The 13,042-nt window shown below is 53.0% G+C and carries 13 protein-coding genes; 8 read left to right on the top strand and 5 right to left on the bottom strand.

The window, feature by feature from the left end; genetic code table 11:
* Positions 1-56: 56 nt before the first annotated feature.
* From hofQ to trpS, 8 genes are all read left to right on the top strand, one after another.
* Positions 57-1,331 carry a DNA uptake porin HofQ gene (gene hofQ / locus IG609_RS18390; RefSeq protein WP_193400805.1) on the top strand — a complete coding sequence of 425 codons (1,275 nt, stop codon included), beginning with the start codon at positions 57-59 and terminating at the stop codon, positions 1,329-1,331.
* A 351-nt stretch (positions 1,332-1,682) separates the two neighbouring features.
* Entirely contained in the window at positions 1,683-2,204 is a 522-nt protein-coding gene (aroK, locus tag IG609_RS18385) for a shikimate kinase AroK (RefSeq protein ID WP_005969451.1), read from the top strand.
* A 51-nt stretch (positions 2,205-2,255) separates the two neighbouring features.
* A complete protein-coding gene (gene aroB, locus IG609_RS18380; protein WP_193400806.1) occupies positions 2,256-3,341 on the top strand; it encodes a 3-dehydroquinate synthase in 1,086 nt (361 codons plus the stop codon).
* Between the two features lie 183 nt (positions 3,342-3,524).
* On the top strand, positions 3,525-4,541 hold the full coding sequence (locus IG609_RS18375; RefSeq protein ID WP_193398041.1) for an SPOR domain-containing protein: 1,017 nt from the start codon (positions 3,525-3,527) through the stop codon (positions 4,539-4,541).
* Positions 4,542-4,620: 79 nt separating this feature from the next.
* Positions 4,621-5,433: an adenine-specific DNA-methyltransferase gene (dam, locus tag IG609_RS18370; protein WP_129708484.1), complete on the top strand. Its 813-nt coding sequence runs from the start codon at positions 4,621-4,623 to the stop codon at positions 5,431-5,433.
* Positions 5,434-5,556: 123 nt separating this feature from the next.
* Complete coding sequence (rpe, locus tag IG609_RS18365; RefSeq protein WP_010277661.1) at positions 5,557-6,234, top strand: ribulose-phosphate 3-epimerase; 678 nt, start codon at positions 5,557-5,559, stop codon at positions 6,232-6,234.
* Complete coding sequence (locus tag IG609_RS18360; RefSeq protein WP_039288665.1) at positions 6,227-6,931, top strand: phosphoglycolate phosphatase; 705 nt, start codon at positions 6,227-6,229, stop codon at positions 6,929-6,931. Before rpe ends, IG609_RS18360 begins: the two co-directional genes overlap by 8 nt.
* A complete protein-coding gene (gene trpS, locus IG609_RS18355; protein WP_193398040.1) occupies positions 6,928-7,932 on the top strand; it encodes a tryptophan--tRNA ligase in 1,005 nt (334 codons plus the stop codon). Before IG609_RS18360 ends, trpS begins: the two co-directional genes overlap by 4 nt.
* A 74-nt stretch (positions 7,933-8,006) precedes the next feature.
* Here trpS and IG609_RS18350 read toward each other — a convergent pair whose 3' ends face one another.
* From IG609_RS18350 to IG609_RS18330, 5 genes are all read right to left on the bottom strand, one after another.
* Positions 8,007-9,464, bottom strand: a complete 1,458-nt coding sequence (locus IG609_RS18350) for a M20 family metallopeptidase (RefSeq protein WP_193398039.1) — start codon at positions 9,462-9,464, stop codon at positions 8,007-8,009.
* Between the two features lie 94 nt (positions 9,465-9,558).
* Positions 9,559-10,428, bottom strand: a complete 870-nt coding sequence (locus tag IG609_RS18345; RefSeq protein ID WP_193400808.1) for a transporter substrate-binding domain-containing protein — start codon at positions 10,426-10,428, stop codon at positions 9,559-9,561.
* 79 nt (positions 10,429-10,507) lie between these two features.
* On the bottom strand, positions 10,508-11,272 hold the full coding sequence (locus IG609_RS18340) for an ABC transporter ATP-binding protein (protein ID WP_010277637.1): 765 nt from the start codon (positions 11,270-11,272) through the stop codon (positions 10,508-10,510).
* Positions 11,269-12,003 carry an ABC transporter permease gene (locus tag IG609_RS18335; protein WP_010277633.1) on the bottom strand — a complete coding sequence of 245 codons (735 nt, stop codon included), beginning with the start codon at positions 12,001-12,003 and terminating at the stop codon, positions 11,269-11,271. Before IG609_RS18335 ends, IG609_RS18340 begins: the two co-directional genes overlap by 4 nt.
* Positions 12,003-12,719, bottom strand: coding sequence for an ABC transporter permease (locus IG609_RS18330; protein ID WP_116186186.1), 717 nt, complete (start codon positions 12,717-12,719; stop codon positions 12,003-12,005). The genes IG609_RS18335 and IG609_RS18330 overlap by 1 nt, the downstream gene beginning before the upstream one ends.
* Positions 12,720-13,042: the final 323 nt, after the last annotated feature.

The raw sequence follows: 13,042 nt of genomic DNA, 5'->3' as shown, positions 1-13,042 counted from the left end.
CAATCGTTCTTTGAAAAAAACGCTGGCAACAGCATATCTCGATAACAAGGAAGGTTATGAATATGAAGATGTTATGTCGAGTGGTGGCGTGGAGCGGGTTATTTCTTCTCGCCGCGCCGTTTCAGGTCAGTGCGGAAAGTTCGGTATCGATGGCGTTTGAAGACTCACCGATATCGCGAGTGCTACAGGCGTTAGCGGATCACCAGCAACTCAATGTGGTGATCGCGCCGGGGGTGACGGGGAACCTTAGCCTGAGGCTGGCAGATATTCCCTGGCAGCAGGCACTGGATATTGTGTTACGCATGGGGAAACTTAGCGTCGAGCGTAACGGTAACGTACTGATGGTTTTCCCTGCCGGGCACCTTGAGTCCTTGCAGAAAGAGCGGGACGAACACACAGCGGAACAGGCGCAGAAATTGCCGCTGCATAATATCTCTGTGGCGTTGCAGTATGCTGATGCAACGGACGTGGTGGCCAGTGTTCTGGCTCAACGTGGGACGCTGCTTTCTACACGTGGCAGCGTAACCGTGGATAAACGGACGAATACTTTATTGATTCGCGATACGGAAGAGGCTTTGGCACAGCTCGAACCGTGGGTGAAGGAACTCGATCTACCGTTAGCGCAGGTACAGTTGGCGGCGCATATCGTCACCATCAGCAGCGAGCACCTGCAGGCGCTGGGCGTGAACTGGGGGCTGGGAGAAGGGGATGCGGCGAGCAAGGCGCTCAGGCTGAATCATTTTAACGTTGGCCTACCAGTGGACACGCCGACGATCAATGCTGGGTTCCATTTGGCGCGACTGAATGGCCGCCTGCTGGATCTGGAGTTAATGGCGCTGGAACAGGAAAGTCAGGTCGAGATTATCGCTAGCCCTCGCTTGTTTACTGCGCACCAGCAGACCGCCAGTATTAAACAAGGCACGGAAATTCCGTACCAGGTTTCCAGCGGTGCCAGCGGATCGACGTCTATCGAGTTCAAAGAAGCGGTATTAGGGATGGAAGTTACGCCGGACATTCTGCCTGCCGGACGGATTACGCTGAACCTGAAAATTAGCCAAAACATGCCGGGACAGACGATTAAGCAGGGCGATAATGGCGAAGCGTTAGCGATCGATAAACAGGAAATCCAAACCCAGGTGACAGTCGCTGATGGTGAAACCATCGTTTTAGGCGGCATTTTCCAGCAGCAAAAAAAGAACAGTGACAGACAGGTGCCAATATTGGGTGAGGTTCCCGTATTTGGTCATCTGTTCAGAAACCATACTCAGCAGCATACGCGACGAGAATTGGTCATTTTCATTACGCCGACGCTGATACCCGCGTCATCATGAGTAAACCCAGGCAGGCTCTGATGTTATACGGTGTTTTTTTTTCGGATTGGGCGCAATATTTTGTCACGTTCGTCGCTTATGAGTTTGACGCTGCGGCGGATTTAGCTTACAAGGGTTAGCGAATTGAGCACTGAAGTGTTGTTCCACCGAAAATGTCGATAAAACATACTACATTGGCCACCTGTGGCCGGTGTGACATTTTATTCGGTTGCCAAACTACCCTGAGTCTTGAGATAATTTTTTGTCTGATTCTCGCACTATCGCTCATGAGGTTTCAGTTTAGGTCCCGCCGCTGGGTTAATTGGCGGGGCGGGTTATCATTAACGAATTGTCTTAGTAATACCAAAAAACATGGCAGAGAAACGCAATATCTTTCTGGTTGGGCCTATGGGTGCCGGCAAAAGCACTATTGGCCGTCAGTTAGCTCAACAACTCAATATGGAGTTTTTCGACTCCGATCAAGAAATTGAGCGACGCACTGGGGCTGATGTGGGCTGGGTATTCGATGTGGAAGGCGAAGAAGGCTTCCGCGATCGTGAAGAGAAAGTCATTAATGAATTGACGGAAAAGCAAGGCATCGTACTGGCGACAGGCGGTGGCTCAGTCAAATCACGTGAGACGCGCAATCGTCTTTCCGCGCGCGGCGTTGTCGTTTATTTGGAAACGACAATCGAGAAACAACTGGCCCGCACGCAGCGTGATAAGAAGCGTCCGTTACTTCAGGTTGAAACCCCTCCACGTGAAGTATTGGAAGCGTTGGCGAAAGAGCGGAACCCGCTTTATGAAGAAATCGCTGATGTGACCATTCGGACTGACGAGCAAAGTGCCAAGGTCGTTGCTAACCAGATTATCAATATGCTGGAAAGTAACTAAGAGCATACCTTATCCGCATTGAGCGGATCCTGAACGGGTTGTTTAACGCGCATGGAAAGAATTACCGTAACACTAGGGGAACGTAGTTATCCCATTACGATAGCCGCTGGATTATTTGATGATTCGGCTTCTTTTATGCCGTTGAAAGCGGGGGAGCAGGCCATGCTGGTGACGAACCAGACGTTGGCTCCTCTGTACCTTGACCGCGTTCGTGGTGTGTTGGAAAACAGCGGCGTGCATGTCGATCAGGTGATTTTACCTGACGGCGAGCAGCACAAATCGTTGACCGTATTGGATCAGGTTTTTACCGCGCTGTTGGCGAAACCGCATGGTCGTGATACGACGATTGTTGCCTTGGGTGGCGGTGTTATCGGCGATTTAGCCGGTTTTGCTGCGGCTAGTTATCAGCGTGGCGTCCGGTTTATCCAGGTGCCGACAACGCTGTTATCGCAGGTAGATTCCTCCGTCGGTGGTAAAACCGCCGTCAATCACCCGTTGGGTAAAAACATGATCGGGGCGTTCTACCAGCCCGTATCGGTCGTGATCGATCTGGACTGCCTGAAATCTTTACCGATACGGGAATTGTCATCTGGGCTGGCGGAAGTCATCAAGTACGGCATTATTCTGGATCGCGATTTCTTTCTTTGGCTCGAAGAAAACATTGAGGCCGTGCGTGCGCTAGAGCATGACGCGCTGGCTTACTGCATTCGTCGCTGCTGTGAAATTAAAGCGGCGGTGGTTGCAGCAGATGAACGTGAAAGCGGTATGCGGGCGTTGCTCAACTTGGGCCATACTTACGGGCATGCCATTGAAGCAGAAATGGGCTACGGTAACTGGCTTCACGGCGAAGCGGTTGCGGCTGGCATGGTGATGGCTGCGCATACGGCACGTCGTCTCGGGCAATTCTCCTCTGATGATGTCGAGCGAGTCAGGTCTTTGCTGATTCGCGCTGGCCTGCCGGTAAACGGCCCGACGCAAATGACACCTGAATCCTATCTTCCTCATATGATGCGTGACAAGAAAGTACTGGCGGGTGAGTTACGCTTGGTGCTGCCAACGGCGATTGGTCAATCAGAAGTCCGTGGTGGCGTCGCGCATGACATGGTGTTGGCTTCGATAGCTGATTGTCTTGCCTGATGCGTAATGCTATCGGGTGATGAAAGACGATCCGTTATGAAAGACGAGCCGTTATGAAAGATAAGTATTAACGACAGACACGCCCTGATGGGTTATGGTTAATAAAATACAATGCGTTACGATTCAATGATTCGCCTTGGCGACCGCGTGGCGAATTCGAGCTTTTTAGTGGGGAGATGTTAAATGGATGAGTTCAAGCCGGAAGATGAGCTGAAGCCTGATACCAGTGACCGTCGACCTACTCGTCAGCAGAAAAGCAGCAACTTCGCGGTACCTAAGATCGCGCTTTCCAGACAGCACCTGATGATTGGTATCGGGATCGTTGTGCTGGTGTTGCTGATCGTAGGTATTGGATCGGCTTTGCAGGCACCTTCTCAGCCACAAACGTCACAGACGCAGAATCAAGCGGGTGGCGAGCGAAATATCGATCTCTCTTCCTCGTCCGCAATGACCCAGAGCGCGCAGCTTTCCTCACCGAGTGAAAGCCCTGCGGCCGTTTCCGGCGAGGTCAGTCATGGTCAAATGCCAGGGCAGGCGTCTTCTCAAACGCCGACGTCGCCTCAGACATTAAGTGCTCCACCGATTTCCGGTACGCCGACGGATGCACAGATCCAACCGCCGGTGGCAGGCCAGCAGCGTATCGAGCTGCCGGGTAATATCACCGATGCCCTGTCGCAACAGGAAGGGCGAGTTAGCGAATTCTCTCAGGCCGCAACAGGAAATTCGACGCTGCCAACGGCACCTGCGACGGTTGCTCCGGCGGGAAAAACGCCAGCGGCCTCATCTGCTAAAAATACGCACAACGCGACGCCTGCACACGCTAGTAACGCTAAGCCTGCTGCGAACAGCGTGCCAAAAGCGCCAGTAGCAAGCAAACCTGCGGCTACCGCAAAAGCAGCTCCTGCGGCGGCTGGACAGAATGTCTCCGTACAGAATGCGCCTGCTAGCAGTTTTACGTTGCAACTTAGCAGTGCTTCACGCTCGGATACGCTGAAAGCCTATGCAAAACAACATAATCTCGCCCATTCGTGGGTGTATGAAACGAAACGAGACGGAAAATCCTGGTATGTGTTAGTGACCGGAGTCTATGCTTCTTCTGCGGACGCAAAACAGGCGATTGCCGCGTTGCCCGCAGAGGTACAAGCAAAAAAACCATGGGTTAAGCCGATCCGCCAGGTGAAGCAGGACTTAAATAAGTAACACCAATTTTAGCCCTGATGTGCTGTCTGACACAGAGTACAATCCGCGGCTCTGAAACGTATGAGTAACTAACGACGGCATGAAGAAGAACCGCGCTTTTTTAAAATGGGCTGGTGGTAAATATCCGCTGGTAGAAGAGATTCGTCGCTATTTACCTGCAGGAGACTGTCTCATTGAGCCCTTTGTTGGCGCGGGTTCCGTATTTCTGAATACGGAATACGATCGCTACATATTGGCTGATATTAATAGCGACCTGATTAATCTCTACAATATCGTTAAATCGAATGCAGATGAGTTTGTTACCGACGCCCGTAAACTTTTTACGGATGAGGTCAACACGTCTGAGACATTCTATTTACTGCGTGAAGAATTTAACCTTTGCAGCGATGCCTATCGGCGCGCGTTGTTGTTTCTCTATTTGAATCGCCACTGTTATAACGGCCTGTGCCGTTACAACATGCGCGGCGAATTCAATGTTCCTTTCGGGCGCTATAAAAAGCCCTATTTTCCTGAAGAAGAGATTCGCTGGTTCGCCTTCAAGGCACAGAATGCCACTTTCGTCTGCGAGCATTATCAGGACACGCTGGAAAAAGCAGAGAAAGGGTCGGTTATTTATTGCGATCCGCCTTATGCGCCGCTGTCTGCTACCGCGAATTTTACGGCCTATCACACGAATAATTTCAGTCGTGCCGACCAGCAAAGTTTGGCGCAATTAGCGCGTCGTTTGTCAGTAGAAAGTCAGATTCCCGTGCTGATTTCCAATCATGACACCTTGCTGACTCGTGAATGGTATCAGGAGGCTGTGCTGTATGTTGTTAAAGCGCGCAGAACGATTAGTCGTAATATTTTAGGGCGTAGTAAAGTAAGCGAGTTATTAGCCCTATATCGGTAATACCATTTTGTGTTCAGGTGGGGTAAACAGAGCGCAGTGAATCGGTTAATGTCATCTGAGAGGCGTCATTAGCTGGGAATAGGTTACCCGCAGGCATTCAGACTTTACCGTTTGGAGAAATGAATGAAACCGTTTTTAATCGCGCCGTCCATTCTGTCGGCTGATTTTGCCCGTCTTGGTGAAGATACCGCTAACGTATTGGCTGCCGGGGCGGATGTGGTCCATTTTGATGTTATGGATAACCACTATGTGCCAAATTTGACGATTGGCCCGCTGGTCCTGAAATCCCTGCGCGATTACGGCATTACCGCGCCGATTGACGTCCACCTGATGGTGAAACCGGTCGATCGTATCATCCCAGATTTCGCCAATGCGGGAGCCAGTTTCATTACCTTTCATCCCGAAGCCACGGATCATCTCGATCGTTCACTGCAACTGATCAAAGATCACGGCTGCAAGGCTGGGCTGGTGTTTAACCCGGCGACGCCACTGAGTTATCTCGATTACGTCATGGATAAGCTGGATATCATTCTGCTGATGTCGGTTAACCCTGGATTTGGCGGCCAGTCCTTTATTCCTAGCACGCTGGATAAACTGCGTCAGGTTCGTCGCTTGATCGACGACAGCGGTTACGACATTCGACTGGAAGTCGATGGCGGCGTAAAAGTAGACAATATCGGCGCAATTGCTGAAGCAGGCGCGGATATGTTTGTGGCGGGATCGGCGATTTTTGGTCATCCAGATTACCGTGCCGTCATTGATCAAATGCGTAGTGAAATTTCAAGGACGACACATGACTGAATTAACCGCAGTTCGCGGATTAGCTTTTGATTTGGACGGGACGCTGATTCACAGCGCACCGGGTCTGGCGGCGGCGATCGATCAGGCCTTAGTGGCGCAGTCGTTGCCTGCTGCGGGCGAAGCTCGTGTCGCAACCTGGATTGGTAACGGTGCGGACGTGATGGTTGAACGGGCGCTGCGCTGGGCTGGCGTTGAGCCTACAGGTGCACGCTTGCAAGAAACCCGTGAGCGGTTCGATGTCTATTATGCGCAGACGGTGGATAGCGGTAGCACGCTGTTTCCACAGGTAAAAGAGACGCTGGCGCAGTTGGCGCAGCAGGGCATTCCGATGGCGGTGGTGACCAATAAACCCACGCCGTTCGTTGCCCCGCTCTTGGCAGGCCTGGGGATTGGCGACTATTTTTCGCTGATCATCGGTGGCGACGATGTCATTGTGAAAAAGCCGCATCCTGCGCCGCTCTATCTGGTGCTCGGTAAGCTGGGGCTGCGTGCCAGCGAGCTTCTGTTCGTCGGCGATTCCCGCAATGATATTCAGGCGGCACAGGCGGCGGGCTGTCGCAGTGTCGGCATGACGTATGGTTATAACTATGGTGAAGCGATCGAGCTGAGTCAGCCGGATGTCGTTCTGGATCGTTTTGCCGATATTTTGCCCCTGATCGGGCATTCTTCTTCACACAATCAGGAACCCTTAGTATGAGCAAGCCCATTGTATTTAGCGGTGCGCAGCCGTCTGGTGAATTGACCATTGGTAACTACATGGGGGCGTTACGTCAGTGGGTCAACATGCAAGACGATTACGACTGCATCTATTGCATTGTGGATTTGCATGCCATCACGGTACGTCAGGATCCGCAGGCGCTGAGAAAAGCGACGCTGGATACGCTGGCGCTGTATCTGGCCTGTGGCATCGATCCGAAAAAGAGCACCATTTTTGTTCAGTCGCACGTGCCTGAGCACAGCCAACTGAGCTGGATACTGAACTGCTACGCCTATTTCGGCGAACTGAGCCGCATGACGCAGTTCAAGGATAAATCCGCGCGTTACGAAGAGAACATCAATGCTGGCCTGTTTAGTTATCCGGTGCTGATGGCGGCGGATATCCTGTTGTACCAAACGAATCAGGTGCCAGTAGGTGAAGATCAGAAACAGCATCTGGAACTGAGCCGTGACGTCGGGCAGCGCTTCAACAGCCTGTATGGCGACATTTTCAAAGTGCCGGAGCCGTTCATTCCGAAATCGGGCGCGCGCGTGATGTCGCTGCTGGAACCGACCAAGAAGATGTCCAAGTCTGACGATAACCGCAATAACGTTATCGGGCTGCTGGAAGATCCGAAAGCGGTGGCGAAGAAGATCAAACGCGCGATGACGGATTCCGATGAGCCGCCAGTCGTGCGCTATGATGTCGCGAATAAAGCTGGGGTATCCAACCTGTTGGATATTCTGTCCGGCGTGACGGGAAAAACCATCCCTGAGCTGGAGCAGGAATTTAACGGCCAGATGTATGGTCACCTGAAAGGCGCGGTGGCGGATGCCGTATCCGGTATGCTGTCTGAGCTGCAAGAACGTTATCATCGCTACCGTAACGATGAGGCTTTCCTGCAACAGATCATGCGTGAAGGGGCTGACAAAGCGAGTGCTCGCGCACAGGAAACGCTGAAGAAAGTCTACGACGCTATCGGTTTTGTTGCCCGTCCGTAAGTCTCAATTACCGTCAGGAGGCTCTCTCCTGACGGTGTCCTGCTACTCTTATCTAATCCCTTCGAGTCGGCCTCTTATCCCTGTGGGATAGGTGCAAACACGTTGTCTGGAATCGGGTTCTCAAACGGTGTCTGCTGCAATCTTTCCTGATGGTCGGCTTTTGCCTGTGCAATCAGTTCGGGCGTGGCCAGCAGATCGATAGCCAGTGAGGCCATTGCTTTGGCTGCGTATTCCGTGCCTTTGTGTGCGGCCCCGGTTTTCCCCTGTGCGACCAACTGCCATGAATGCGCTGGTGTGCCGATGGCGTAAGTGGCACTGCGAATCTGCACGGTTGGCACAACCCAACTGACCGTCCCCACGTCCGTAGAACCGATGAAAGCATCATTCGGGCTATACAGCGGATAAATTCCGTCGTGCAGCGTTAAACCCGGCTGCGGTTTAACGCCGAAACGTGCGTAGGATTCGGCGATGTCTTCGGCACTCAGCGCGGTCTGGAACATCGCTGCCATTTTGCGGTCTTCGTCATCGAACGGTATCGGGCCGAGCGCCAGCAGATGTTCGTGCATACGCGCTTCCAGCGGCGGGTTCGCCAGCAGATTGGCATCACCGCTAATCACTTCGCTGCTGACTTCGGTTTCCGTCATCAGCGCCGCACCTTCGGCAATTTTCTTCACGCGTTTGACCAACTGATGCAGTTCTGGCAACTGACGTGCCCGTACGAGGTAACGCACGGTGGCGTTGGCCTGAACGACGTTCGGGGCGTGGCCGCCGCTGTCGGTAATCGCATAGTGGATGCGGGCGGAGGACGGCATGTGTTCGCGCATGTAGTTGACGCCAACGTTCATCAGTTCTACAGCATCCAGCGCGCTGCGTCCCAGATGTGGGCTGCTGGCGGCGTGAGCCGCACGACCTTTGAAGTAAAAATTCAGTTCGTTACAGGCCAGCGAAACCGGGCTGTTGACGCCAGTGAAGGTCGCCGGGTGCCAGCAGAGGGCGATATCGACGTCGTCAAAAACGCCTTCCTTAACCATAAAACCTTTGGACGACCCGCCTTCTTCCGCAGGGCAGCCGTAAAAGCGTACGGTTCCAGCCAATGCGTGCTTTTGCAGATAATCTTTCACTGCCGTCGCAGCCTGTAGCGCCGCGGTACCGAGCAGGTTATGTCCGCAGCCGTGGCCGTTGCCACCGTTTTCCAACGGCTTTGGCTCAGCGACATTCGCCTGCTGGCTCAGGCCCGGTAGTGCATCGTATTCACCCAGAATGGCGATAATCGGCAAACCTTCTCCGAATTCACCCAACAGTGCGGTCGGCATGTCGGCGATGCCTTTCGTTAGGCGGAAGCCTTCTGCTTTCAGGACGGCTTCGTGCTGTGCCGCCGAACGATGCTCTTCGTAGTTCAGCTCCGGCGTATCCCAGATGCCGTCGCTCAGCGTACAAAACTGCTGCCGCTTAGCGGCAATCAAATCGCAGATCTCTTCCACGGTTTGGCGATTAACGGCCGGCAGCATTCCTTCATTATGTGTTGCATTCATGCGTGGTGTGCTCGTTTGATTTCTTTGATGGCATTGGCGAGGAGCGTGTCACAGCCAGTCAGCTATGACACGCGATTCAGCGGTTGGGTAACGCTTAGAGCGGCGTGGTGTCCATGCCGAACCATTTTTCGCTCAGTTTCCGGATGGTGCCGTCTTGCTTGGCTTGATCGATCGCCTTGTCGAACATGGCTTTCAGCTCAGGGTCGCTTTTGCGCAGGCCAACGGAAGAACCGCTGCCCAGAATGCCGCCGATGAACTGTGGTCCTGGCATCACGATGTTGTCATTGCCCGGTTTGTCCGTCGTGCTTTTCAGATAAGGCGCAGAAGCGATGACCAGATCCACACGGCCTGCTTTCAGATCCAGATCGTGTTCCTGTGTGGTTTTATATTCGCGTACTTTCATCACGCCTTTCAGATATTTATCCAAAAAGGCGCTGGCGATAGAGGCGGACTGCACGCCAATGGTTTTGCCTTCCAGCATTGGCTTCAGTTTCTCAATTTCGGCCAAGGCTTTCGCTTCATCAGCGGGCTCAATAGAGAAACGCACACCCGCGTCTGGGAAATCTTTGGCGAGTGAACTGGATTTCAGTACGGCAAACGTCTGCCCTGACTGTGTGTACGGCTGGCTGAAATCAATCACTTCACGGCGTTTTGCCGTGGCGGACATACCCGCGATGATCGCGTCATATTTACCCGCGTTCAGCGCAGGAATCGCGCTGGCGAAGGGCTGAACCATGATCTCGCATTTCACCTGCATGTTGTTACACAGCACTTTGTACAGCTCGATCTCCATACCATCCAGCGTACCGTCTGGTTTGGTGAAGTTATACGGGTGGTAAGCGCCTTCGGTCGCGATGCGAACGGTCGTCCATTTTTTCTCTTCCGCTGAGGCGGTGAATGAAGCGGCCAATGTTCCTGCCATACACAGTGAACAGGCGAGCAGTGTGAGTTTTGCTTTGATCATATTATTTTTTCTCCCGGTATTTTATATCGTTATATTTTGTTTATTTCCCACCACAGTAACGAGAGTGGCGAGGTTGTGTTTACCAACTGGCAATAAATTGCCGGAAGCGAGCCGACTGGCTGGCAGTGAAAACGTGCTCCGGCGTTCCCTGTTCTTCAATTTCCCCCTGATGGAGGAAGACGATGCGGTTGGAGACTTCGCGGGCAAAATCCATTTCGTGGGTCACGACCAGCATGGTCATCCCTTCGTCCGCCAGCGTGCGCATGACGCGCAGCACTTCGCCGACCAGCTCTGGGTCAAGCGCGGAGGTCGGCTCATCAAACAGCATCACTTTGGGTTCCATCGCGAGCGCACGGGCAATCGCAGCGCGTTGCTGTTGTCCACCGGACAAATGCGCAGGATAGTAGTGACGCTTATCCGCCAGGCCGACTTTCTCTAACAGCTGCTCGGCGTGCTCTACGCATTCCGCCTGTGGACGTTTTAAGACGTGCACGGGCGCTTCGATGATGTTTTCCAGCACGGTCTTGTGTGACCAGAGGTTAAAATTCTGGAACACCATGCCCAACTGGGTACGAATTCTGTCGATCTGCTTGAGGTTCGACGGGCGGTTCTGCCCTTTGCGGTTTGGCTTCATTTCAATCGCTTCTCCGCCGACGATAATCTCGCCCTGATCGGGAAGCTCAAGCAGGTTGCTACAGCGCAGCAGCGTCGATTTACCTGAACCGGACGATCCCAGAATTGAGATGACTTCCCCCTGATTGGCCTCAATCGAAATCCCTTTCAGGACGTCCAGAGAGCCGAAACTTTTATGAATGTTGCGCAGGCTAATGGCGGGTGTCGTCATTGCAGATCTCCCAATTTCTTAATTTTTTTCGCTGCCGGTTGCGCACCCGGCGCACGGAGATGAGGGGTAAGCGTAAATTCTGTCCACATCAGTAAACGTGTCAGAATAAGGTTAATAAACAGATAAATAGCGCCGGCGACCAGGAACACTTCGAGCGCACGGTAGGTTTCCGCGATGAGACGTGCAGCAATTCCGGTGATTTCCATCAGCGTGATGATGGAAGCCAGCGAGGTCGATTTGACCATCGAAATCAGCTCGTTGCCGTAAGCAGGGAGCGCCTGGCGAATGGCCAGCGGAAAAACGATACGCTTGAAAATCATGAACGACGGCATGCCGCAGGCGCGCGCCGATTCGATCTGGCCAACCGGAACGGACTGCAATCCGCCACGGATAATTTCACTGGCATAGGCACCGGTACACAGGCTGAGCGATAGCAGGGCACACCAGTGCGGTTCTCGCAGGAATGGCCAAAGCATACTTTCCCGAACCCAAGTGAATTGCCCCAGCCCGTAGTAAATCAGGAACAGTTGAACCAGCAGCGGCGTACCGCGGAAAAACAGCACGTAGGTCCGGGCAATGGAGCGCAGTACGGCAAAGGATGACAGCTGCATCAACGCTAAACCCAGCGCCAGGAAGAAGCCCAGAAAGACCGAACTGACCGCCAACTGCAGGGTTAACGGGATACCGGGAATAATCTCCAGAAACGTTTCGTACAGAAAAGGAAAATCCATCAGCGTTTCACACCCCGGGAATAATGAGACTCAGCACGGCGCATAATCCAGCCGGAACAGATTGAGATAGCCAGATACAGCAGCGCGGCCGCCATGAAGAAATCAAACGGTTTGCCGGTAGAGCCCGCGCCAGTTTGCGCCTGCGTCAATAGTTCAGCGACGCCGGTAACGGAAACCAGCGCAGAGGTTTTCAGCACCAACTGCCACACGTTGCCGAGTGGGGGGATCGCGTGACGCAGCAGGAGCGGGATGATGATGCGGCGCAGGCGCAGTAACGTTGGCATACCGCAGGCTTTGGCGGCCTCAATTTCCCCTTTGGACACGGCGTAGAAGGCACCGCGGTAGACTTCCGTCTGCTGCGCGCCGGAGGAAATGCCGACGGCGATTACCCCGGCGAGGAAGCCGGGAAAGCCAAAGAACGCATTGCTGCCAAACAGTTTGGCGAGCAGGGTTAACGCAGAGCTGCCGCCGAAATACAGCAGGTAGATGATGAGTAGATCGGGGACGCCACGGATAAGCGTCGTGTAGCCATCGGCCAGATAGCGCACGGGGCGATTGCCGCAAATTTTGGACCAGGCACCGATCGTGCCGATCACCGCCCCTAGAAGGAAGCCGCCGATCGCTAGTGCGAGCGTCATTCCTGCCCCGATGAGTAATAATTTCCCCCAGCCATGTTCACCAAAACTGATGAGCTGCCAGAAAGTAACGTCTTCCACAAGTGACTCCAAACTGCTTGCTTATTGTTCTGCTGAGCAGAACTGTTTTTGTGATGAGAGGACTACATACTCCGTTCAGGAACGAGAGTAGAAATACGTCATGACGCGATGTATCTCCTTTCGAGATGTACTCGTTCGATGAGACACTAATTTCGATAAACTACGTTTCGATAAATCACGATGGCTTGACGATGAAATCGGTTCGATAGGAACGATTCAGAGGTCGTGCCGCGAATCTATTAGAAAGCTAAGCAATAGTCGGGCCACGTTTTACGTAAACGATTATTGATTATTTATTCATATAGTCTGCTTATTAATGGGTT

It is taken from the genome of Pectobacterium quasiaquaticum (genome assembly GCF_014946775.2).
Classification (GTDB): domain Bacteria; phylum Pseudomonadota; class Gammaproteobacteria; order Enterobacterales; family Enterobacteriaceae; genus Pectobacterium; species Pectobacterium aquaticum.
The sequence above is the reverse complement of the archived record's forward strand: the minus strand, read 5'-3'. Positions and strand labels throughout refer to the sequence as shown.